Origin of the sequence: Pseudoalteromonas sp. BMB (assembly GCF_001709235.1) — a bacterium.
In the GTDB taxonomy this organism is placed as follows: domain Bacteria; phylum Pseudomonadota; class Gammaproteobacteria; order Enterobacterales; family Alteromonadaceae; genus Pseudoalteromonas; species Pseudoalteromonas maricaloris.
Genome location: NZ_MBQA01000166.1, coordinates 43,215 through 67,242 on the forward strand (window position 1 = coordinate 43,215; position 24,028 = coordinate 67,242).

The 24,028-nt window shown below is 43.4% G+C and carries 20 protein-coding genes and 2 pseudogenes; 17 read left to right on the plus strand and 5 right to left on the minus strand.

Annotation, left to right across the window (positions count from 1 at the left end; translation table 11 throughout):
* Nucleotides 1–40 precede the first annotated feature (40 nt).
* From edd to adk, 4 genes are all read left to right on the plus strand, one after another.
* On the plus strand, nt 41–1,894 hold the full coding sequence (gene edd, locus BB427_RS13285; protein WP_039495544.1) for a phosphogluconate dehydratase: 1,854 nt from the start codon (nt 41–43) through the stop codon (nt 1,892–1,894).
* A gap of 22 nt (nt 1,895–1,916) precedes the next feature.
* Complete coding sequence (locus tag BB427_RS13290) at nt 1,917–2,537, plus strand: bifunctional 4-hydroxy-2-oxoglutarate aldolase/2-dehydro-3-deoxy-phosphogluconate aldolase (RefSeq protein WP_010378022.1); 621 nt, start codon at nt 1,917–1,919, stop codon at nt 2,535–2,537.
* Between the two features lie 17 nt (nt 2,538–2,554).
* Entirely contained in the window at nt 2,555–3,559 is a 1,005-nt protein-coding gene (gene gap / locus BB427_RS13295) for a type I glyceraldehyde-3-phosphate dehydrogenase (protein ID WP_010604051.1), read from the plus strand.
* A 168-nt stretch (nt 3,560–3,727) separates the two neighbouring features.
* Nucleotides 3,728–4,372 carry an adenylate kinase gene (gene adk / locus BB427_RS13300; RefSeq protein ID WP_010378026.1) on the plus strand — a complete coding sequence of 215 codons (645 nt, stop codon included), beginning with the start codon at nt 3,728–3,730 and terminating at the stop codon, nt 4,370–4,372.
* Nucleotides 4,373–4,448: 76 nt separating this feature from the next.
* On the opposite strand, the gene BB427_RS13305 is transcribed toward adk, so the two are convergent.
* From BB427_RS13305 to cmoA, 3 genes are all read right to left on the minus strand, one after another.
* Nucleotides 4,449–4,922 (minus strand): hypothetical protein, encoded by a 474-nt coding sequence (locus tag BB427_RS13305; RefSeq protein ID WP_069021108.1) that lies wholly within the window; start codon nt 4,920–4,922, stop codon nt 4,449–4,451.
* A gap of 183 nt (nt 4,923–5,105) precedes the next feature.
* Nucleotides 5,106–6,074, minus strand: a complete 969-nt coding sequence (cmoB, locus tag BB427_RS13310) for a tRNA 5-methoxyuridine(34)/uridine 5-oxyacetic acid(34) synthase CmoB (RefSeq protein ID WP_069021110.1) — start codon at nt 6,072–6,074, stop codon at nt 5,106–5,108.
* A gap of 8 nt (nt 6,075–6,082) precedes the next feature.
* A complete protein-coding gene (gene cmoA / locus BB427_RS13315) occupies nt 6,083–6,808 on the minus strand; it encodes a carboxy-S-adenosyl-L-methionine synthase CmoA (RefSeq protein WP_010378032.1) in 726 nt (241 codons plus the stop codon).
* Between the two features lie 115 nt (nt 6,809–6,923).
* Here cmoA and BB427_RS13320 point away from each other — a divergent pair, with 115 nt between their 5' ends.
* A complete protein-coding gene (locus BB427_RS13320; RefSeq protein ID WP_010378035.1) occupies nt 6,924–7,598 on the plus strand; it encodes a DUF3334 family protein in 675 nt (224 codons plus the stop codon).
* Between the two features lie 102 nt (nt 7,599–7,700).
* On the opposite strand, the gene BB427_RS13325 is transcribed toward BB427_RS13320, so the two are convergent.
* Nucleotides 7,701–11,432 carry a response regulator gene (locus BB427_RS13325; protein WP_069021112.1) on the minus strand — a complete coding sequence of 1,244 codons (3,732 nt, stop codon included), beginning with the start codon at nt 11,430–11,432 and terminating at the stop codon, nt 7,701–7,703.
* Nucleotides 11,433–11,537: 105 nt separating this feature from the next.
* On the opposite strand from BB427_RS13325, the gene BB427_RS13330 reads away from it, so the two are divergent.
* From BB427_RS13330 to BB427_RS13370, 9 genes are all read left to right on the plus strand, one after another.
* On the plus strand, nt 11,538–12,659 hold the full coding sequence (locus BB427_RS13330) for an ATP-binding response regulator (RefSeq protein ID WP_069021113.1): 1,122 nt from the start codon (nt 11,538–11,540) through the stop codon (nt 12,657–12,659).
* 386 nt (nt 12,660–13,045) lie between these two features.
* Nucleotides 13,046–13,888 carry an isopenicillin N synthase family dioxygenase gene (locus BB427_RS13335; protein WP_017219251.1) on the plus strand — a complete coding sequence of 281 codons (843 nt, stop codon included), beginning with the start codon at nt 13,046–13,048 and terminating at the stop codon, nt 13,886–13,888.
* Nucleotides 13,889–14,210: 322 nt separating this feature from the next.
* Complete coding sequence (gene nagK / locus BB427_RS13340) at nt 14,211–15,122, plus strand: N-acetylglucosamine kinase (RefSeq protein WP_069021115.1); 912 nt, start codon at nt 14,211–14,213, stop codon at nt 15,120–15,122.
* On the plus strand, nt 15,122–16,246 hold the full coding sequence (nagA, locus tag BB427_RS13345; RefSeq protein WP_069021117.1) for an N-acetylglucosamine-6-phosphate deacetylase: 1,125 nt from the start codon (nt 15,122–15,124) through the stop codon (nt 16,244–16,246). Before nagK ends, nagA begins: the two co-directional genes overlap by 1 nt.
* Nucleotides 16,247–16,504: 258 nt before the next feature.
* Entirely contained in the window at nt 16,505–17,638 is a 1,134-nt protein-coding gene (gene nagX / locus BB427_RS13350) for a transmembrane glucosamine N-acetyltransferase NagX (protein WP_069021119.1), read from the plus strand.
* Between the two features lie 263 nt (nt 17,639–17,901).
* Nucleotides 17,902–18,696 carry a glucosamine-6-phosphate deaminase gene (gene nagB, locus BB427_RS13355; protein ID WP_045988699.1) on the plus strand — a complete coding sequence of 265 codons (795 nt, stop codon included), beginning with the start codon at nt 17,902–17,904 and terminating at the stop codon, nt 18,694–18,696.
* 147 nt (nt 18,697–18,843) lie between these two features.
* Nucleotides 18,844–19,746, plus strand: coding sequence for an NAD(+) diphosphatase (gene nudC, locus BB427_RS13360; RefSeq protein ID WP_069021121.1), 903 nt, complete (start codon nt 18,844–18,846; stop codon nt 19,744–19,746).
* Between the two features lie 2 nt (nt 19,747–19,748).
* A complete protein-coding gene (locus BB427_RS13365; RefSeq protein ID WP_069021123.1) occupies nt 19,749–20,927 on the plus strand; it encodes a cystathionine beta-lyase in 1,179 nt (392 codons plus the stop codon).
* A 206-nt stretch (nt 20,928–21,133) separates the two neighbouring features.
* Nucleotides 21,134–21,421 (plus strand): hypothetical protein, encoded by a 288-nt coding sequence (locus BB427_RS13370; RefSeq protein ID WP_069021125.1) that lies wholly within the window; start codon nt 21,134–21,136, stop codon nt 21,419–21,421.
* Nucleotides 21,422–21,676: 255 nt separating this feature from the next.
* Here BB427_RS13370 and BB427_RS13375 read toward each other — a convergent pair.
* Nucleotides 21,677–21,925: pseudogene (locus tag BB427_RS13375) on the minus strand (site-specific integrase); the annotation flags it as partial.
* Between the two features lie 184 nt (nt 21,926–22,109).
* Between BB427_RS13375 and BB427_RS13380 the strand changes: the two are divergent.
* The 3 genes and pseudogenes from BB427_RS13380 to BB427_RS13390 form a co-directional block, all read left to right on the plus strand.
* Nucleotides 22,110–22,631, plus strand: coding sequence for a hypothetical protein (locus tag BB427_RS13380; protein WP_069021128.1), 522 nt, complete (start codon nt 22,110–22,112; stop codon nt 22,629–22,631).
* A 3-nt stretch (nt 22,632–22,634) separates the two neighbouring features.
* Nucleotides 22,635–23,186 carry a DUF1353 domain-containing protein gene (locus BB427_RS13385; RefSeq protein WP_069021130.1) on the plus strand — a complete coding sequence of 184 codons (552 nt, stop codon included), beginning with the start codon at nt 22,635–22,637 and terminating at the stop codon, nt 23,184–23,186.
* Nucleotides 23,187–23,403: 217 nt separating this feature from the next.
* Nucleotides 23,404–24,028: pseudogene (locus tag BB427_RS13390) on the plus strand (transposase); the annotation flags it as partial.

Here is a 24,028-nt window from a genome sequence, read left to right on the forward strand (position 1 = left end):
GTGCAGAGCCTTTTTCCTCTAACACTAGAGAGTCAGTAATATGTTGCATCCACGAATTCAGGAAGTCACCGAACGCGTCATTGAGCGAAGCAAAGCAACACGTCAAGCCTATTTAGCTCGAATCCAACAAGCAAAAAAACAAACGCGCGTACGAGCAGGACTGGGCTGTGGAAACCTAGCACACGTAATGGCTGCTTGTTCAAGCAGTGACAAAGCACGTCTGAAAGAAGACGAGCAACCGAACCTAGCAATTATCAATTCTTACAATGACATGCTGTCTGCGCACGAACCTTATAAAGAATATCCAGATTTAATTAAAGCAGTGGCAAACAAGTTTGACGCGACTGCGCAAGTAGCGGGTGGTGTACCTGCTATGTGTGACGGGGTTACCCAAGGCCGAGATGGCATGGAACTGTCTTTGTTCTCTCGTGATGTCATTGCCATGTCAACAGCAGTGGCGTTATCACACGATGTCTTCGATGGGGTTTTCTGTCTTGGTGTATGTGACAAAATCGTCCCAGGACTATTAATCGGTGCTTTGTCTTTTGGCCATTTGCCGATTTTCTTTTTACCAGCAGGTCCAATGCAATCAGGGATCCCGAACAAAGAAAAGGCACGCATTCGTCAAAAGTTTGCACAGGGCTTAGTCAGCCGCGAAGAGTTACTGGAAGCTGAGAGTGCTTCATACCACAGTGCGGGTACTTGTACTTTCTACGGTACGGCGAACTCGAACCAGATGTTAATGGAGATCATGGGTCTTCATTTACCTGGTAGCTCGTTTATCAACCCATACACTGAATTAAGAGATGGCTTAACGGCGAGTGCGGTTGAAACCATGCTAACTCAGCTACTTGACGGTAAAAGCGGCAATGCACTTGCGGATATCGTGAGTGAAAAAACCGTGATCAATGGCTTGGTCGGCCTTTTGTCTACCGGTGGTTCTACCAATCATGCCATTCACTTAGTTGCAATGGCAAAAGCGGCAGGCGTGCAAATCACTTGGAAAGACATGGCGGATTTGTCTGAAGTAGTGCCGTTATTAACGCGTATTTATCCAAATGGTCATGCCGATGTAAACCACTTCCAAGCGGCTGGTGGCATGGGCTTCTTAATGCGTGAATTAAGAGATGGCGGCTTCTTACACAATGACGTAAAAACGATTGTGGGTGAAGGACTTGATGCTTACACGATGGAACCATTACTGGATATCAACAGCAATGTGATCATCAGCGATAATCAAGGTCCTGCCAAAGTGAAGTGGGTACCAGTACCTGAGAATTCACTGGATGAAGAAGTACTTCGCCCAGTAGCAAATCCATTTAACAAGCAAGGCGGCTTGCAACTACTTAATGGTAATTTGGGTAAAGCGGTGATTAAAGTGTCTGCGGTACAAGAGCAGCACCAAACGGTGACTGCACCGGCGAAAGTATTCAGCTCTCAAAGCGAATTACAAGAAGCCTTTAGTGCTGGCAAGCTTAACCAGGACTTTATTGCCGTGATCAAAGAGCAAGGCCCTAAAGCGAAAGGTATGCCTGAGTTACATAAACTGACACCTGTCATGGCTACATTACAAGACCAAGGTTTTAAAGTGGCGATTGTGACTGATGGTCGTATGTCTGGCGCTTCGGGTAAAGTACCTGCGGCGATCCACCTTGCACCGGAAGCGGTTGAAGGTGGTGCAATTGCAAAAGTACACGAAGGTGATTTGATCACCTTAAATGCACCAAAAGGCGAATTAGTGCTGCACGTTTCTGATGAAGAAATGGCGCAGCGCGAATTACAGCTTTCACCGCAATCGCAAACATTTGGTACGGGTCGAGAGCTATTCTCAGGATTTAGACACGTAGTGAGCAGTGCAGATCAAGGCGCATGCTCATTTGGCATCGAAGAATAATAACAGTGGGATGAGGGTGAGCATGAGTATTAAAGAGATATTGTCAGCAGCACCAGTGGTTCCGGTTATCGTTATTGATAACCTCGAAGACGCGGTGCCACTTGCCACGGCATTGTTTAATGGTGGCTTAAAAGCACTTGAAGTGACACTTCGTACACCGGTGGCAGCGCAAGCGGTAAAAGACATTAAAGCGGCCTTACCAGACGCCTATGTTGGTACTGGTACGGTAGTGGATAAGGCAACCTTTAATGCCTCTGTAGAAGCCGGTGCTGACTTCATGGTAAGTCCAGGTGTCAATGACGAATTATTGGAACTGGCTAAGTCGTCAAGTATTCCATTTCTTCCAGGTGCTGCAACGCCAAGCGAAGTGATGAAGCTTGCAAGTCACGGTTTTGAATTCTTAAAGTTTTTCCCAGCAGAAGCTGCAGGCGGTGCACCAATGCTTAAATCCATTGGCGGACCAATTCCACAAGTAAAATTCTGTCCAACGGGTGGTATTTCGTTGGCAACTGCACCTAAGTATCTTGCACTCGACAATGTGGTATGTGTGGGCGGTACTTGGATGCTTGATAAAGCACTTATCGCAAACAAAGACTGGCAAGCCATTGAAGCGCTTGCGAAACAAGCAAGTGAAGTAAAATAGATTAGGGGACAGTTATCATGATTAATATCGCAATTAATGGCTATGGACGTATCGGTCGTAACGTACTTCGTGCACTGTACGAGTCAGGTCAGAATAAAGACATCAAAGTCGTTGCCATCAACGATCTCGCACCTGCGAACGTAAACGCGCATTTGACCCAATTTGACTCTGTACATGGTCGCTTTCAAGAGCAGGTTGTTCTTAACGACAACACACTCGTCATCGGTGGTGACGAAATCACGCTAACGCAAGAGCGTGACCCTGCAAATCTTCCTTGGAAAGCGCTAAACGTTGATATCGTACTTGAATGTACTGGGTTGTTCACTTCTCGCGAAGCTGCGGCTAAACACATCGAAGCCGGTGCGAAAAAAGTGATTGTATCTGCGCCGGGCACAGATATGGATGCAACGGTTGTTCATGGTGTTAACAGCGAAGTGCTAAATGCTGAATCAACCATTATCTCTAACGCATCTTGTACCACAAACTGTCTTGCGCCTATTGCAAAAGTTTTGAATGACACTATTGGTATTGAGCAAGGTAGCATGACAACCATTCATGCCTACACCAACGATCAGAATCTATCAGACGTTTACCACCCTGATTTATATCGTGCGCGTAGTGCTACTCAGTCGATGATCCCGACGAAAACGGGTGCGGCAAAGGCGGTTGGCTTAGTGCTTCCTGAACTTGCTGGCAAACTAGATGGTATGGCGGTTCGTGTGCCAACCATCAACGTATCACTGGTTGATTTAACGTTTGTTGCTAAGCGTGACACTTCAAAAGAAGAAGTGAATGCGGCAATCAAAGCGGCTGCTGAGGGCGCGATGAGTGCAATCCTTGAGTACAATGAATTACCTTTGGTTTCTATCGATTTCAACCACAATCCAGCTTCTTCAGTGTTTGACTCAACACAAACCAAAGTAGATGGAAAGCTGGTAAAAGTGATGGCTTGGTATGATAACGAATGGGGCTTCTCTTGCCGCATGCTAGACCAAGTTAAAGCACTAGGTGCATTTTTATAATCAGGATTAATTTCTGACCAAAAGCTCTGCAGATCGCGGAGCTTTTTTGTTTTTGACGGAAAAATTGCCATTCTTCCTTATCAATTAGTATAAGTTCCTTGAGGATCGGCACCGTATATGGAAAAATTCACCACACAAACACCAATAACTCCAAACGAGGATTCAATTATGCGCATCATCTTGCTAGGCGCGCCGGGTGCAGGTAAAGGTACTCAAGCTCAATTTCTAATGGACAAATATGGGATCCCTCAGATCTCTACAGGCGACATGTTACGTGCTGCTATCAAAGAAGGGACTCCGTTGGGTCTTGAAGCGAAAAAAGTCATGGATGCAGGTCAACTAGTATCTGATGAAATCATTATCGGCTTGGTAAAAGAGCGCATCGCAAAAGAAGATTGTGCAAATGGCTTCTTGCTTGATGGCTTCCCACGCACAATTCCACAAGCAGATGCAATGAAAGAAAATGGCATCAAAGTTGACCATGTTATCGAATTTGACGTGGCAGATGAGATCATCGTTGAGCGTATGAGCGGTCGTCGTGTACACCCAGGTTCTGGTCGTGTTTACCACATCGTTTACAACCCGCCTAAAGTAGAAGGCAAAGATGACGTAACGGGTGAAGACCTAATCATTCGTGATGACGACACTGAAGAGACAGTACGTAAACGTCTGGCGATTTACCATGAGCAAACAAAACCACTGGTAGACTACTACAGTGCGGAAGCGGATGCTGGTAACACGCAATATCACAAACTAGATGGTACACAAGCTGTTGATGCGGTAAGCAAGCAGTTAGGTGAACTATTGGGTTAATAACTAAGCGTTCGCTTGGTTAACGTGTAGGAGTCCTATGGGACTCCTACATTATTTCTAAACTAGCTAAATCGTTTTAATAAGTGCTGTAGTGGAAAGTAATACTTTCTTTTCGACTTGGCTCTGCATAATGGAAGTTGCCTGTGGCTTCTACTCTATGAACGATAGAGGCTGAAATACCCGCTTTAAATGCCTCACCATTAAACGTAGCTGTATTCCCTGAATCGTTAGGATTAATTTCAATGCACTTGAAAGGTGCCGTGCTGTATGCACGACTGAAACAAAGCTCCACCGTTTCATTGGCAGGATCGGCGTAACCCGCTGAAGTATAGCTAACTCCAGTGATAGTACCCGTTTTGCTTCCATATGGGATATCACTTAAATCGATGTTTAATACAGAAAACTCTGTAGTCGAAAGACCGCCTGCAGAGCTTAATACTAGCATCCGACTAGGTTGTTTTTCTTTCGTGATCATAAAATCGTCAGCAATTGCTTGACCACTAAGCGCGAGTGAAGAAATGAAGAGGGCGGTAAGAGACATCTTTTTCATTAACAATTCCTTATTGTATAGTCTAATTCAAGCTACGCAGTGCAACCGCATAGTGGCGTGATTGTAATGAACGAAGAATGTTTGGGTCAACCTTAGATTAATAAAATAATGAAACTAAATCAGTCGGTTATGGCTTTATTTTGATGGTTCTTATGAGTAAGGGGCTGGTGCCCCTTACCAGTTTTACGCTTTTGCGATAAATATAGCACGGAGCGGAGCGGGGTAGCCTTCAATGGTTTTGCTAGTGTCATTTGGATCTAAGAAATCAGCAAGCGACTCTGTTTCCATCCAAGGGGTTTGGCGCTGCTCGTCTAACGACGTGACGTCTTTGTTTACCACTTTGATATCTTTAAAGCCCACGCGCTCAAGCCACAATGTTAATGCATCACAGCTTGGAATAAACCATACGTTGCGCATCTTGGCGTAGCGATCGGTCGGCACTAATACGGTATTTACATCGCCTTCAATCACGAGTGTTTCTAGCACTAATTCGCCACCTTTTCTTAGCTGAGACTTTAGCTGCGCTAAAAAGTCGATTGGTGAACGACGGTGATATAGCACGCCCATTGAAAACACAGTATCAAATGCTTTTAACTCAGGCAGTTGCTCTACACCTAGTGGTAGTAAATGCACGTTTGGATCGGGGTTAAAGTGTTTAATCGTTTGAAATTGGCACAAAAATAGATCGGAAGGATCAATGCCAACAACAAGATCTGCGCCTTCACCGCGCATACGCCACAAGTGATAACCAGAGCCACAGCCGATATCTAATACATTACGGCCGTGAAGGTCGCTAATATGGGGGAGCAGTCGGTCCCATTTCCAGTCGCTGCGCCACTCAGTATCAATATGGACGCCATGTAAATGAAATGGTCCCTTACGCCATGGCATCATGCGTTTTAGTAAATGCGTTAACTGCTTTTGATGACCTTCATTGACGTCTTCGCCAGTACCTATCTCAACCTTGGTTTTTATATCAACATGCGTGGTTGAGATCTCTGGTAGATTTTTAATGACTTTTTCCCATTTCGGCCAGTCGCCATGTTGGGCTTCTTTTTGCCAATGGCTAAGCTGCGCAGGCAACGTTTCTAGCCAATGGCTCAAAGGGGTTTTCGCAATGGTTGCATAAAAGTCGGTAAACCAATGATTCATAATTGCCTCTATTTTATTGCTACCATTGAGCAGAAGTTAAAGCACTGATACCACACTTGAGTTTGATTAAAGCCAATATCCTCTAATCTTGTCATATGGGTACTTAACGAGTCCGTGCGCATCACGTTTTCAATCGCAGTGCGTTTTTGGCTGATCTCTAATTCTGAGTAGCCATTGTGGCGTTTAAAGTCGTGGTGAAGGTCGATAAGTAAGTTGTCTTTAGTACCGTTTTCACCGCGGATTTTTTCACTTAATAGCAGTACGCCACCAGGTTTTAAACCCTGATATATTTTTTCGAGAACTGCTTTGCGGTTTTCTGGTGGAATAAACTGTAGGGTGAAGTTCATCGCAACGACAGATGCATTGCTAATCTCTATTTCATTGATATCACCTAAAGTGACCGAGACTGGGACGTCAGATTTAAAGCCTTTTAAATGCAGTTGGCAACGCTCTACCATAGGCTGTGAATTATCCACGGCAATGATATGACAGTTTTCTTTATCTATATTTCTACGCATGCTTAGCGTGACCGCGCCTAAAGAGCAGCCTAAGTCATATAAGTTTGAGTTACTTTGCGCGTAAGTACCCGCAAGTTTGCCCATTGTGCTTACTATTGTCGCGTAGCCCGGCACTGAGCGTTGGATCATATCTGGAAACACTTCGACGACATTGGCGTCGAAAGTGAAATCTTTTACTGCTTGCTCAGTGGCATAAATACTGTCTTTGCCCGTCACATTAAATCTCTCTTTGAAAATAATCTCGCTATTTTAGCATTTTATGCTGGATAGTCAGTGATAAATTCAGTAGCTTGGCTACTATTAATAATAAGAAGTAAATATGAGACCAAAAATGGCGAAAAGCAAAGTGATTAGCACAGAAGATATCCTCTCAACGCTATGCCACTCAGTAACAGAAGTTCTGTCGTCGGCAAGCGGCAACCAAATTAACTATTCCGCGATGGTACAAAAGATCACTCGTACCTGTATGAGGCCTGACATCGGCTGTTTCGTATTGTTTGATGGCGGCTTTACCGGTTTAGTCGTAACTAATTTTACCGCGCAAGCAGCAATGGAGGTGTATACCGATTACATGCGCAACATGGGCATGCCTGAAGAAGAAATTGCGCATAGTCATTTGTCCGACGACGTTGCCAATGTATTGGGTGAGTTGATGAACCAAATTGTTGGTGATTTCACCAACAAAGTACGTGAGCAACTACATACCTCTATCACGCAAAACCAACCTAAGATGATGGCTATCAACAAACAGGTGCAGATCTCGGTAGACACAACGATGGATCGCCCGCAGGCAAGACGCGTTACCTTTACCACTCAAGGCCAGAATATTTTCTATCTTGAATTGGCAATGGATAAAACTGAATTTATTAAGCTACATGACTTTGATATTGCGGAGTCGGTAGACCCAGATGACATTATTGCAAGTCAGGCTGAGAAGAAAAAGCCAGCGAAGCCGCAGGAAGAAGATGTTGTAGATGACGACTTTATGGATCAGTTAGGACTGTAAAACCGTTTTCTTGGAGCACGTAATTAGAAAGGCCACCTCAGTGGCCTTTCTGCTAGGTAAAAATCTTCATTTCGCCCTAGGATAAAATATATAGCAAAGGTACTAATGCAGTGCGCCTTTTCCTGCATTAAGCTCAGGTGCTTCTTCTACATGCTTTATGGATGTTAGCATCATAAAGGCTTCATTGAACTCAAAGCGGGCGATGGCGGTTTTTAATTTCTGTAGTTCTGGTTCAGTCAAATAGCTACTTACTGAAATTGAGTCTACTAGCTCTGTGGCTTGGGTATCATAATCTCTTAACGCACACGCGAGCTGGATAAGTTCCTCTAATTGACTATTGCCACCTTTTTCTTCGTTGTTTTTCGTTACATTTTTTACCTGATGAGACGCTTCTTTTTTACGACGTTTTTGGCATTGCTCCAGTGCATATTTAACGTATTTAATCAGTTCGTCAATTTCGCTCGCATTAGGTGGGCGGACATTAAGAGAAGCCTCAATGTGCTTAAACTCTTCAGTCAGCCTAACAATCGAAAGATTAGCGCTAGCACCTTTTAATGCATGTAACATGCTATGTGCCAGTTCAAAATTCTCAATGGCTAAAGCCTGTTTTAAATTGATCAGCTCTTCAATCTGCTGGGATAGGAACTTTTCTAAGATATCGAAGTAAACCTTTTGGTTGCCAGCTGCTCGAGCAATACCCTCGGCAATATCAATGCCTTCAAACTCAATGACCTCATCAACTTCCTCTACTTCTGTAGTGACTTCTGGTTGATTTGCTACTGGCGTTGCTGAAAGGTTACTGGTCTCAGCGCTTGCATATTTCAAAATACTTTTAACGAGTTGCTCAACGTCGATGGGTTTGGTGACGTGGTCATTCATACCAGCATCGATACAAGTCTGGATGTCTTCTTCCATGGCATTGGCGGTCATCGCGAGAATAGGAAGTGTATTTTTATCGAACTCTATACGAAGGTTTTGCGTCGCGGTAATGCCATCCATCACTGGCATTTGCATATCCATTAAAACAATATCTATATGTTTGCGATGAACTTGCTCAATGGCTTCTTGCCCATTATCAGCGACCGCCACTTGCGCTCCGAAGCTAGATAAGATCTCCACTGCGATTTCCTGGTTGACAGGTTGATCCTCCGCAACCAAAATCGATATGCCATTTAGTGCTTGTTTACTAATCGTTTGTTCTTTTTTGGTGATAGTGGTTCTTATTTCTGGTGAGTCAAACACGGCATTTTGAATAACGTCCACAAGATTTGACGGATTAATCGGCTTTAAAAGTACACCATCGACTAAACTGGCTTGGCTATCGTTGAGGTTTAATTCTCGACCATAAGCTGTGACTAAAATGAACTTACTTTGCGACACATCGATTTGCGATTGCAGCTTAGTGATCAGCTCAATACCATCTAATTTCGGCATATGCCAATCGACGAAAATAAGATCGGGTAAATCTTGTGTCAGGACGAATTGATTTAACGCCTTATGAGGGTCTAAATAAGAGCAAACCTGCATACCAAAGTTTGTTAGCATACCGCTTAACACGTCCAATGCGTGTTGGTTATCGTCAATAATTGTTGCTGATAGCTCTGATAAGTGGGTAGAGGCCATTTTCGCCTGACTCAGCTCGTCACTGACTTCCATTTCTAATGTGAAATAAAACTCCGAACCCACGTTCTCCTCACTCTCAACATATATTTCTCCCCCCATAAGCTTGACCAGTTGCTGCGAAATTGTGAGGCCAAGCCCAGTACCGCCATATTTTCGGGTGATTGAATTGTCTGCTTGCGAGAAAGATTGAAATAGGTTTTTTTGCTGACGTTTATTCATGCCAATACCGGAGTCTTTGACGCTAAACTTAATTTTCGCTAACCCTTTTTCGACATTGACGAGGGCAACACGAATAACAACCTCACCGGTTTCTGTGAATTTAACCGCGTTACCCGCTAAATTGATGAGTACTTGGCTTATTCTAAATTGATCGCCAATCACACAGTAGGGCACTTGTGAGTCTAAATCAAAGACTAACTCTAGTTGTTTCTCTTGGGCTTTTACACTGACGATGGTGGCAACACTGTCGAGTAGTTTTTCTGTTGAAAAAGCCTGGTATTCTAACTCGATTTTGCCAGCTTCGATTTTTGAAAAATCGAGTATATCGTTGATCAATCTCAGTAATTGCTTTGCCGCAGTATCTATTTTTGATACGTAGTCGTGCTGCTTTGCATTTAATTCGGTCGCGAGTGCGAGATGAGACATACCAATAATCGCGTTCATTGGGGTTCTAATTTCATGGCTCATGTTGGCGAGGAATTCGCTTTTCGCTTTTGCCGAGTTTTGAGCCAAGTCTTTTGCCTCTATGAGCTCTCGTTGCAGTTGGTTCCTCTCCGAAACATCAAGGTACATGCCAACAATCCCAGCTACAGCACCATTTTCATTAAAAAATGGTGCTTCGTATACAATCAGTTCCCGCGCTTGCTCTTGGCCATCAAGCAATAGTACTTCGTAGGTTTGCTCTTGGGTTGTGCTGATAATCTCGTGGGCTTTGGACTCAAATAGGCTGGCTATTCCTAAATCAAAAATTTCGTCTAGTTTAGCGCCAATCACATCTACTTCAAATTGATCTAACAGTGTCAAAAAGGACTTGTTTACCCCCATAAATACACCGTCAGTAGAACGATAGTACGTAGGGTTTGGGATAGCATTGATAATGTGGTGGGTAAGCTCAAGTTGTTCGCTTAAGGCCGACTCTGTCTTTTGTTGTTTTTCGATATTTTCATTAATAGCAAGCGCGAGGCTTAAGTCCTTACACAAGTACTCAAGCGCTTCGAATTGGCTGTCTATCAACGCCTGCGCACTACCAACTAGCAGCACATACACTACATGATTACCGATGGCTAGTGGAAAGCAATAACGGCTTTGTAACTTCACTTCAACTTCTTGTTCTTTGAGCCACAACGGTTCTTGTTGTACTTGTGGTTCATTATTTGTTGCGCAAAGCGCTATCGTGGACGCAATAATTGAGTGGCTTGGTGTCACTCCATGGCTTTTCACTAATGACAAGGTGTCGTCTTCTAAATTGGCATAGAGACAAACACTCGGTGCATTGAACTCATTGGCAATAAACTCTAGTGCGTGGCGCACGATAGGTTCGGAGCCGGTGATGGATTTTAGTTCGCGATTATAGTTTTCGATAATTGCGGCTGACGCCAGCTTTTGGCTTTGAGAGGTGGTGGCAGCATGGATCGCTTGTGTGAGCCGTTTTACATCAGCGTCACTGTTTGTGGGGGCTACTGAAAGAGGGGCGCCATTTAACGCTTGTGCACGTAGCGTATTGACGATGCGATAGAGCGGGGAGAAATGTTTAGTGCGCATAAACCAAACATAAAAGCCTAAAAATAGTGTTAACACCGCGAAAGCAAGGCCAGTAATTAACAGTATTTTAAGTTGTTGATTGGTGCGTGTTTCGAGCTCAGCGTTTGCAATGAGAGGCAGTTGCGAGATGGCGTTTTGATAACTTTGAGGTAAATCGACCTGTTCAACCGTGTTTGCTAAAAATCGAGATTTTAATCTTGCTTGGGTTTCATAAATTTGTTGTAGCGGTAGTGGCAATGAGTGACTTGGTGCAGATTTGATGTCATCGAGCCATTGGGCGTTTTTATCTTTGCTATACATCTCAAGTGAGAGGTGGTTGTGATAAGCGGTATTAACGTCGGTCGCGAGTGTGCTATGAGTGGTTGTTGAGTAGTAGATAAGCGTTGCGCTTCCTAGGGCTGCCATCAAGGCGAAAAGTGCGATCCAACTTAGTAATGCTTTTGAGGACATAAGTTATTATTTACGCGTGAATTTATATATAAACATAGTCGCGATATACAATTTCTCAAGCTATGCTGTAAAAAGTGTCTATCTTAAGGACTTGAGTAACGTTACATGTCAGACATTTTAATTGTTGACGATATGCCGGAAAACCTCCAAGTATTGCAGCTCATACTAAGAAAGGAAGGATATAAAGTATTGGCAGCACGAGGGGGGGACATTGCCTTAGGTATCGTTAAAAAGCATCAGCCTGAATTAATTATTACTGATATAAAAATGCCAAATATGTCGGGGATTGAGCTATGTAAAGTGCTTAAGTCCGACAATTCAACGGCGGCCATTCCCGTAATTTTTGTGAGTGCTTATGAAGACAGCGAGAGCTTGGTACAGGCATTCGAGGTCGGTGGTGTTGATTACATTACCAAACCCTATAAACCCGCTGAAATCATAGCCAGAGTAAACACCCAGTTTAAGTTAATTGAAGCGCAAAAGTTAGCGGTAAAACAGCAGCTATCTAAAGCCATAAACCAAATGGTGATGGGGATTGCACACGAAATCAATACCCCGCTTGGTACCAGTATTACGTCCAACACCTTTTTAGAAGGCGTCATGCAAGAGCTACAAAGTGCACTTACCGCAGGTACGCTTACGCAGGATGGGTTGGTTACGGGGTTTGAACAGATCAAAGACAGTAGTGCGCTGTGCAGCCGTAATCTAGAAAAAGTGGCTAAGTTTGTCAGCTTATTAAAATCGGTCTCTCAGTCTGAGCGAGATAGCAGCTGTGCTGACGTTAAATTACAAGAAATAGAAACAAGACTGAAAAAAGATTTTTCCAAGCAAGACGTACAAATCCAGTTTGTTGGTAACACAACAACTGAGGTTTACGTGGATGGACAAGCTCTGGTTGAGGTGTTGAGCAACTTAGTTGAAAACTCTATTGCGCATGCCTGGATTGACCATGATCACCTTGCGACTATCACCTTCACGCACTCGGGTAACAATTTACATGTGAATTATACTGACAATGGAATAGGGCTTAGAGGAATTAGTACACAAGAGTTATTAAAACCATTTGTTACAACAAAAAGAGGTAATGCAGGCCATGTTGGGTTAAGCGCAAATTTAACTGCCAACTTGGTTTCAGGGGCACTCAATGGAGAGTTTAGCGTGAAAAATACACCGCAAGGATTGGAGTGGGATATCCAAATACCAATAGATGCACCCGAGAATGCTTGATCTGTATCAAAAGTCTCAGGTCCTATACATAAAAGCGGACATAAGTCCTTATATCATTTGCCCTAATTCAATAAGCTCGCTCGCTGTTAAAACGTAATCTTTAAAAAGTACTCTGCTAACCATGTAATTAGCTACACTTTTTGAAGAATTATCGACAACACGATCGTATAAGGGCTTTTTAGCCTTTGCTGTTGCTGTTTTGAGTGAGGCTTGTTAAATACAAGTTTACTGCTTAAAAACAACCCCCTAGGTTAACAGACCCGATAACATACGCCTTACCTTCTACTAGGTACGCAGTGTTGAGATGACACGGGAAGTGCGTTATTTACTCCAATGTGCAATTGAGTAAATAACCATGAATTACTAATAATTTTGGTGGAACCATTATGCAACAGTTACCTACCGTAGACTATCAATCGCCAAATGCTGCGAAAGAATTTGTAGAATCTTTAAGAAACACGGGTTTCGGTGTACTAAAAAATCACCCAATTCCACAAGAGTTGGTTGAATCAATCTACAAACATTGGCAAGAATTTTTTAATTCAGAAGAAAAACACGAATTCCTTTTCAATAAAGAAACTCAAGATGGTTACTTCCCACCAGAAGTCTCTGAAGTTGCGAAAGGTTTTACAGTCAAAGACATCAAAGAGTACTTTCACGTTTATCCAAAAGGTCGCGTACCAGCTCAATTAGAAGCAGAGATTCGTGAATATTACCGTTTAGCGAGCGAGTTTGCTCAAGAATTGCTAAGCTGGGTACAAGCTGAAGCGCCTGCAGATGTGAGAGCGAGATTCTCTATTGATCTTAAAGATATGATCAAAGAATCAGAGCAGACATTACTGCGTATTCTTCATTACCCACCAATGACAGGTGATGAAGAACCTGGTGCAATTCGCGCCGCAGCTCATGGTGATATCAATCTACTTACTGTATTGCCAGCGGCAAATGAGCCAGGCCTGCAAGTGCAAAGACAAGATGGCAGTTGGTTAGACGTACCATGCGACTTTGGTTCGTTGATTATTAACATTGGTGACATGCTGCAAGAGGCGTCGGGTGATTACTTCCCATCGACAATTCACCGTGTGATTAACCCTACGGGCAAAGCGTCGACGAAATCTCGTATTTCATTGCCGCTATTCTTACATCCAAGACCGGATGTTGTGTTGTCAGAGCGTTACACTGCAGATAGCTATTTGCAAGAGCGTTTAAGAGAACTTGGGGTTAAGTAATCTAGACTTACGATAGCGAATAACCTGAACGATAAGGTTAAATCGATAAAGCGACTTGATGTAATATTGAGTCGCTTTTTTATTATGTGTCTAACAATCCCTAATCTCTGTTAGTCCTTGTAATTTGACGATTATTGCAATTTTTCACTGACAATCCTCACAAACTGTGCAATATTAGTTTTTTTCAAAATGAAGAAATTTCTTGAAAAATTTAATGACAACGCTGTCATTTGTTGTGTAACATCAATTCAACATGAATGAAAAACCGTGTCCAACGAAAACAATAACGCGGTCTAATCCAGAACAAAGTAGGGGTCTTTACATGATGGCTAAACAGGTTAACCAAGACCAACTATACATCGGCGTCGATGGTGGTGGAACAAAATGCCGCGCTACAATTTATTCTCTTCAACATGGCGTTTTGGGTACGGGTCTAGGCGGTCCTGCGAATCCCTTACATGGTTTAGAGCGCACGTTTGAATCCATCATGGTGTCGACACAAATGGCGTTACAAGACGCGGGTCTGCGTGTTGAACAAGTACAAGAGCTAAATGCAGGCCTTGGTCTTGCAGGTGTTAATTTACCCGCGCTCTATGACAAAATCATGCAGTGGGAGCATCCCTTTAAACAAATGTTCCTTACTACAGACTTACACACCGCGTGTATTGGTGCTCATGAAGGTAGCGATGGTGCCGTGATTATTACGGGCACCGGCTCCTGTGGCTTTGCGTTAATTGATGGTAAAACAGTGAGCTATGGTGGTCATGGCTTTGCGCAAGGCGATATGGGTAGTGGCGCTTGGATGGGGTTAGAGGCAGTAAAAGCTGCATTACTCGATCTCGATGGCCTTGGCGAAAAAACGTCATTGAGCCAAGTACTACTAGAGCACTTCAGTGCGAAAGGGGCTATGGGTATTGCTGAACAGATGGCGGGGCAGCCATCTAGTGGGTATGCAAAGCTGGCTCGTTATGTATTAGAGCAAGCCAAACTAAATGATGAAATGTCTCTTTCTATTGTAAAGTCTGGTGCGGAATATATTAGTCGTTTAGCAAAGCGTTTACTTGAACTAAACCCACCTAGACTCTCTATGATCGGCGGATTATCAGAGCCGCTACAACCTTGGCTCGACCCAGAAGTTGCAAAGCAAGTCCAATTACCGAAACAACCTCCTGAAATGGGGGCAATTTACTTTGCAATTCAAAGTGCAGGTCAAGAATTAAAAAAGGCGAACTAATGACGACTCAATGTTATTTTGCTCCAGAGTTTTTTGATGGTGAAAGTTTTAGAAAAGACGTTTACTTCGAAATAAACAACGGCCAAATTGGTTATATCAATGAGTCGCAAGCGACCAATGTATCTAAGTTATCGGGACTAGTTGCACCAGGCTTTATTGACGTACAAGTTAATGGTGGTGGTGGTGCATTTTTTAACGCCGAGCAATCGACGGCATGCTTGGCGACTATGGTTAAAGCACATGGCCAATTTGGTTCCACGGGATTAATGCCAACCCTTATCACTGACAAAATTGAAGTGATGCAACAAGCGGCAGATGCAACGGCAGAAGCGATTGCTACTAATCAGCCCGGAGTGCTTGGGATCCATTTTGAAGGTCCACACTTATCTCATCCTAAAAAGGGTACGCATAGCGAAAAGTTCATTAGACCAATTTCAGAGCAAGAATTTGCGGTTTACGCGCGTCAAGATTTAGGCATCAAAATGGTGACTTTAGCACCTGAAACTGTGCCACTTAGCGATATCGAACGCTTGATTTCATTGGGTGTGAAAGTGTGTATCGGTCATTCAAACGCGGACTATGACACCGCTAACGCTGCACTCAATATTGGCGTTGATGGCTTTACTCACCTATTTAATGCAATGTCTGCGTTTACTTCCCGTGAGCCGGGCGTTGTCGGCGCCGCGCTTTGGAATGACAATAGCTGGTGTGGTTTGATTGTTGATGGCCATCACGTTCATCCATTGTCGGCGCAGCTTGCGATTCGTACTAAGCAGCGCGGCAAAATGATGCTAGTGACGGATGCCATGCCTCCGGTTGGTACAGATGATACGGAGTTTGACTTTTTTGATGGCAGAAAAGTTATTCGTACCGGCGATCGGTTAAATTCAACAACCGGTGAGCTTGCTGGCAGTGTATTGGATATGGCAAGTGCGGTGCGAAATACCGTCAATACGCTTAACGTGAGCCTAGCGGAGAGTTTGCGCATGGCCTCTCTTTACCCTGCGCAATATCTTGGCCTGTCTCAAAAGGGGCATCTAAGATCGGGTGCTGATGCTGATTTCGTGGTGCTCAACAGCGATTTGATTGTGAAGCAAACCTATATTGGTGGTCAGTTGCTGTAATTGATTTGCAATTGAATAGTGGACGGAAACGGCCGCTTAAGTTTCCCTGATAAAACCCCGCAGCAGTACCGCGGGGCTTTGTTTTTTAAGCTTAGCCGGTATTTGGTTAAGCATGGGTGGATCGACAACTCAGGAAGTTAATGTCGTGTGCGTAATGATAGAGTCATGAGTGCAACGCGCATCAAAACTAACCTTGAGGCAAATGGATTTGCTTGATTGAGCGATCCATAGTTAATGTTTTCACGCGGATAAATAACAATGACAACGAATAATAAGCCAAAGCGACTTGCGTCTTTAGATGCCTTACGCGGCATGGATATGTTCTGGATCTTAGGTGGCCAGTCTATTTTTGCGGCACTGTTTGTATTGACCGGATGGCAAGGGTGGAAGGCGTTCGAAGCGCACACGCTACACAGCCCTTGGCATGGCTTTACTTTTTATGATCTTATCTTTCCACTGTTTATCTTTTTATCGGGTGTGGCGATGGGCTTGTCACCTAAACGTATCGACCATCTGCCCTTTAATGAACGTAAACCGTTTTATCTCAAAGCACTGAAGCGCCTTTTGTTACTGTGTGCTTTTGGCGTGTTATACAACCATGGTTGGGGAACTGGGATCCCAATGGATCCTGACGGTGTTCGCTACGCCAGTGTATTAGGTCGCATTGCGTTTGCTTGGTTCTTTTGTGCTTTACTGGTTTGGCATACGAGCTTGCGAACCTTGGCTTATGTGGGTGTAGGCATATTGATATTTTATTGGTTACTGCTTTGCTTTATCCCGGTTCCTGGTGGGCAAGCGGGGGACTTAAGTGCAAATGGTGTTGGTAGTTGGAATGCGTTCATTGATACGTATTTACTACCAGGGATCAGTTATCAAAATCGTCCGGTTGACCCTGAAGGTGTACTGTCAAGCTTACCTGCCATTGTAAATGCTATCGCAGGTGTATTTGCTGGTCGTGCTATTGCTAATGCACAAAAGCAGGGAGAATGGAAAACCGTTGGTATTTTGGCAGGCTCAGGTGTACTCGTCTTAGCACTAGGTTGGCTTTGGGACATGCAATTTCCAGTTAATAAAGAATTGTGGACAAGCTCATTTGTGCTAGTAACCGTTGGCTGGAGTGCAATTCTACTTGCAGTATTTTACGCGATAGTAGATGTACTGAGTTTTCAGCGTTGGGCGTATCCATTTGTTATTATTGGGGCTAATTCCATTATTATTTATTTAGCGTCGAGCTTAGTGAATTGGACCTTTATTAGTAAAAGCGTATTCGGTGGCGTGATGGCCGCTGTGCCAACTGCGTGGCAACCATTAATTGCTGTTTTTGCGCTACTGGCGGTACAGCTTTTAGTGCTGCATTGGATGTATAAACGCCGTATTTTTGTAAGTGTATAATATTCACCAGCCTCCTTTCAAAAAGCCCACCGTTGTGGGCTTTTTAACACCTTTCGATTGCATAGAGTAAAAAATATCCATATTTTTTTTTCACTTTTGCTTTACAAGCGAATTATTTCTGATAATAATGACAGCGTTGTCATAATGGTAATAACCTAATGTTGTGTATCCCAATTAGGTTCGATCTGACCTTGCTTTGATTGCACGCGAGGCAAGGCTCAGATCCCATTTTATTCTAATCATCTCAACATTTGGTTAATCGTATGCAAGTAGTCATTTTAAAAGACGCTGCCGAAGTGGCAGCATATGGTGCAGACATTTTTACAACGCAATTAAAGCGTAAAGCTAACTCTGTGTTGGGATTAGCGACGGGTTCAACACCGGTCGCTTTGTATCAAGAATTAATTAAGCGTAACCAAGCGAACGAAATCAGTTTTGCTGAAGTTACCAGCTTTAACCTAGATGAATATTTAGGCCTAGATGGCTCGCACCCACAAAGTTATCGTTACTTTATGCAGCAGCAGCTGTTTGACCATATCAACATTGATAAAAGTAACACGCACGTACCGCCGGGGGATGCAAAAAATCCAATTACGGCGTGCGGCGAGTATGAAGCGCGTATTAAATCGGCTGGTGGTATTGATGTACAGCTGTTAGGTATTGGCAGAAATGGCCATATTGGCTTTAACGAGCCGTCTTCTGGCTTAACGTCACGCACTCGAGTTAAAACTCTAACGAAAGCGACGATTGATGATAATGCTCGTTTTTTTAAAGCTGATGAGTACCAACCTCACTTGTCAATCACAATGGGTATTGGCACGATTTTAGACGCTAAAAAAGTCGTGTTATTAGCGACGGGTGAGAATAAAGCCGATGCCGTTGTTGCTATGGTGGAAGGCCCGTTAACTGCGGCGTGTCCTGCTTCGGCACTACAAATGCATCGTGATGCTGTGATCGTTATCGATGAAGCTGCGGCATCTAAGCTAAAAGATATTGAATTCTATAAGCATATTGAAAACGAAAATCAAAAGCTGTTGGACTATCTTGCCTCTCTGTAGTGTGAAATCACACTGTAGTTTTCAAAAGCCCATTTATGGGCTTTTTTTTTGCCTGTACCTTTGTGCTATGGTAGTTTTAAGGTCTCGCCGAGGTGGATAAAATGTTCCAGAACACGAAGGAATAGGGGCTTGCTGTATTACACTCAAATGACGTTGGACAGAGCGTCTAACGAAAGAAAAGATCAAAACTGGTTATTATCTCAAATGGGTGACAATAGTCGCTGGTTATTAATTCAAGACGACGCTAATTTAGTGCGTGCCCGAGATAATGAATTACATTATCTTTCTCGCACAGAAGTCGCTGATTTAGCGCTCCAAGACGCGATATTCTTAGGCCGTGACGAAGCGCACAGCTATTTTGCGCTTGACGTCTCTAAACAACGAGACAAGCTTTCTTTTATTGACTCCGAGTCAGAATTCATCGACATGCGCCAAGTGGGTCGTAACTTACCAAAGCAACAAGGCTCAATTGGTGTGCTTGCACGAGGCTTATGCTACTGGCATAAAACCCATTGTTTTTGTGGACGTTGTGGGCAATCCAATAAAATGGTTGAAGCAGGTCATGCAAGACGCTGTGTTAACCCTGAATGTCGCCATATGACGTTTCCACGTACAGATCCCGCCGTTATCATGCTTGTCACTCATGTTTTCCCTGATGGCGTTGAACGCTGCTTGTTGGGCCGTCAGGCTGTTTGGCCAGAAGGCGTATTTTCGACGCTGGCTGGATTTGTTGACCCCGGCGAGTCGTTAGAGCAAGCCGTTATAAGGGAAGTCATGGAAGAGGCGGGTGTTGAAGCATACGACGCCACTTATATTGCCTCACAGCCTTGGCCGTTCCCGTCATCACTTATGCTTGGATTTATTGCGAAGGCGAAAACCACAGAGATTTTTGTCGAGCAAGATGAGCTTGAGCAAGCTAAATGGTTTTCACGGGCGGAGCTTAATACATTTTCAGAGTGGGGCGATACAAAGCCCGGCTATAAACTCACCAGAGAAGACTCGATCTCCAGATATTTAGTTGAATACTGGCGTGCACAATCAGAAGAGTAATTATGAAAAAGCATACTAAAATCGTTGCTGCTGGAAGAAAAGCAGAATATACCAAAGGGGTAGTAAATCCAGTTGTTCAGCGCGCCTCTACTGTAGTTTTTGAGAGCGTTGCCGAAATGCAAGAAGCGATAAAAGGCCGTGGACATCGTACACTATTTTACGGCCGCCGTGGCACCAATACCCATTTCGCCTTGCAAGATGCCATTACAGAGCTTGAAAATGGTGCAGGTTGCGCCTTATATCCGTCTGGTGCTGCTGCTATCGCACAGTCACTACTGTCATTTTTAAAAGCAGGCGATCACTTGCTGATGGTGGATACTGCCTATGAACCAACCAGAGATTTGTGCGATAAGCTGTTAAAAGGCTATGGTATCGAAACCACTTATTATGACCCTATGGTTGGCGCTGGTATTGACGCGTTAATTCAAGACAATACCAAAGTGTTGTTCCTAGAGTCTCCAGGTTCAATCACCATGGAAGTTCAAGATGTGCCAGCGATGGTTGAAGTTGCAAAGCGCCGTGGCGTTATCACTATGCTTGATAATACGTGGGGTAATGGCTGGCAGTTTCGTCCGCTCGATCATGGTGTTGATATCAGCATTCAAGCGGCAACCAAGTATATTGTTGGGCATTCGGATGTCATGATGGGGGTTGCTGTTGCAAATGAGCGCTATTGGCCTGAGCTTAGAGAGCACTCGTATTTACTTGGTCAATGTATCTCTGCAGATGATGCTTATTTAGCACTACGTGGGTTACGTACTATGCCTGCGAGGTTAAAACAGCACGAGCAGTCGGCAATGACGGTGGCGAAATGGCTCGAAGCGCATCCGCTCGTGGACCACGTTAGACATCCCGCTTTTGAGACTTGCCCAGGCCATGAATTCTTCAAGCGAGACTTTGATGGTAGTAATGGTTTATTTTCAATCGTAATGAAAGAAGGTAGCCAAAAGGCGATTAACCGTTTCTTAGATGCCTTATCCCATTTTAAAATGGGTTTTTCATGGGGCGGCTATGAAAGTTTAGTTACAGCCAATAAAACCATGGAGCATTTGCGATCAACCACAGGTTGGGCATTGGGCCCCGTGATCCGCCTTCACATAGGTCTTGAAGACGTAGAAGACTTGATAGAAGATTTAGAACACGCACTTAAGGTCTACGAACAAAACCTCGGTAAATCTTAAAACCTCGATCAGTATTGGGTGCTTCACTTTTAACGAGGCACCTCGGATTTATTGAGCCACAATAGCTGTTGGATCAAGACTGAAAACCGTAGAGAACAATACCAGCTTGGCGCAGTTTAAGCGTAAAGCACAGGGAACCTTTAGAGGGAGGTTATGTCTAATAGCGATGTCATGAAAGTATTGCAAACTGAATTCAAGGAAAGGTGATGAAGTTAAACAGACTGGTTATGTTACCGATAATCTCACTCAGCGCTTGTGTAGTAATGCCTGTTCAAGATACTGCTCACACCAACAAGTGCGAGATTTCATCGGATAGAAAAACCCTAAAGATAGTCGATGTTGCAGACGAAACCAATACGTATTATTCCGTGAGTGGAATTATATTAACGCCGATACTCGTTCCTACTACTGCTATTATTTCGGGAACTTATGTGCTGGCAAATAATGCCTATCGTCTTGGGGAAGAGACGATAAAATGCGAGAACAAATCTTAAAACAACTACAGACTTGTATAATTATAATTGTTGCGTCGTGTGTTGGTTTAAGCACAGCGCAACGCTCCAAAACCACTTGTGCGAGCTCCTTGGTTTGCTGTATTTTTATTAAGTATCTAGCCTTCAGATATCTCCTTTTTACAACTGTTTTCTAATACATTGAAAAAATATAGATATTTTAATGCTTTTAAGTTGTTTGCGTTTCCTTTTTCCCTTCAGAGCGAACGTCCATATATGTCACTTATTTTCTCCTTATTTTCCTCTCAAATAGGCTAACGCGTTAAGTGCAATTTTTTGTGTGTTGATAGCCACATTTCGTTGGTTGGCAAGGAAGACTAAAAATTGTGTAACCTCTTCCGTTCCCATTGCCTCAGGGTGACGCTTGTGGTGAAAGTTAATGAATGCCTTAATCCAATATAGGTAGGTTTTTTCTGTTCTAATGCTGTAACCACGCATACGCATTTCTTCCTGAAGACCTTTCAGAAATGGGCTTTTTAGACTCATGATAACTCCTTACCTTATATTGCTGTGTATGTATACAGTGTTGTCTGGAATTCTCGGATATCAAGGGAAATAATGAAAAGTTTTTTGCGCGTTTACGCATGAATAAATTAAAAATGTTATTCGCGCACGCGCACGAATAAAATGTTAGCCATCCGTTCTGGTTCGATTCACAAGAGGGAAAAATATGAAAATTGTTTACAATGGAAAACAGCAAAAAGTCATAGATGCAGTCGATTATGTCAATGATTTATTTGATGAGGATGAATTTTGGAAGGCAATAGAAGACAAAGGGACTTTTGATTACTCAGCATATTCGGCGAAAGATATTGCGGGGTTTATGCGAGACAAAGAAAAGATTGTAGAAGTAAAGCTATATCGTCCAAGATGGCCAAGGCATAGGAAGACTAATGCCTACACTGACCCTAAATATCCAAACACTCTTTTTTACAATTCAAAGAAACTATGGCGCGGTATCGGCAATATTGTTAATACCATCGTACATGAGTATGTGCACTCAGTAGATTTTACTGAAGACCATAATAGCCGTGTAGATTATGGTCATGGGAACCAATCAAGCTCTGGCAAAGGGAATGCTGCCCCATATTGGATTGGTGATTTGGCTGAAAAGTTCTATGAAACTGAAAACACAGAAGCGCCGGTGATTGAATCTATATCAATTGACCCAAGTGATATCGTGGAGGAGTAGAAAATGGCATCAGGGTTTTCAGGTGAACCGTTAACCAGATGGAATGGTTCAAGAAATATGACGTTAGAAGAAGATTTCTTTTTCGAAGATTCTAATGGAAAAACATGGAGTGCACTTAAAGGTAGTTGTTTAAACGGTGCCACAATTCCTAGAGCTCTTTGGTCAGCTGTAGGTGCGCCATATTCTGGACGATATAGAAGAGCTTCAGTAGTGCATGATGTTGCTGTTGGCGAGTTATGTAATCCTGATGTCTCAAGCTCGGACAGGAAGAAAGCTGACCGTATGTTTTATCAGGCTTGTCGCCATGATGGCTGTAGCCGAAAATTTGCTGCAATATTATATATCGGAGTCAGGTTTGGATCATGGTCTTCAGGACTTGGTTCAATATTTAAGTCGAATGAGCTATTGGAATCAGAAATTGGTAGAGATAATCCTGAGGATGTTTATATTCAAGCCAAATTCTGGAAAATTGTCGACATGAGCAACGAAGCTATCGAGACCGAAAACTTAGAGATCTTAGATCAGATAATAGAAAAAGAGTTAAATACTAATTGAAAAATGGCTAACAAAGCGCTGCTAGGGACAAACCTCCACTGCGCTCCGGTTTGCCCCAGAGCGCGGCGTTAAGTTCACAAGGAATATCGCAGCATATGAAAAAAGATATTTTTATATGTCAGATGCAAAAATCGCTGACACCCACCACTAATTTGCACCTTCCTAAAATACCGCCTAAGCTTTAACTCTGCACTCAAAGGATTGAGGAAACCAAACTATGGCAACTGCCCGTAAAAGACAAATCAGTCTAACCGACACCAAATACTACCACTGTATCTCCCGCTCCGTAAGGCGCGCTTTTCTGTGCGGTGAAGATAAATTTACTGGCAAATCATACGAACACCGGCGGGATTGGGTTGAAGAAAAGCTATTGATGTTGGGGTCTGTGTTTTGTATTGATGTTTGTGCTTACGCCGTGATGAGTAATCACACTCACATTGTTTTATATGTTGATGATATAAAGGCTAAGCGTCTGTCGGATAAAGCGACTGTGATACGATGGCACAAGTTATTTAAAGGTAATTGGATAAGCCAAAAGTTTACTGAAGGTGAACCACTCAGCGAATCGGAACAATTGATATTCGACGAGCTGGTTGATGGATATAGAGAAAGACTCGCAGATATTAGTTGGTTTATGCGAGTGCTTAACGAAGACATCGCCCGGCGAGCAAATAAAGAAGATAATTGTACAGGCCGGTTTTGGGAAGGTCGATTTAAATCCCAAGCATTACTGGACGAGGCGGCGTTGGTCGCTTGTCTAGCCTACGTAGACTTAAACCCCATTAGAGCCAAAATCGCCGAAACGCCTGAAACCTCAGACTACACCAGCATCAAAAAACGCA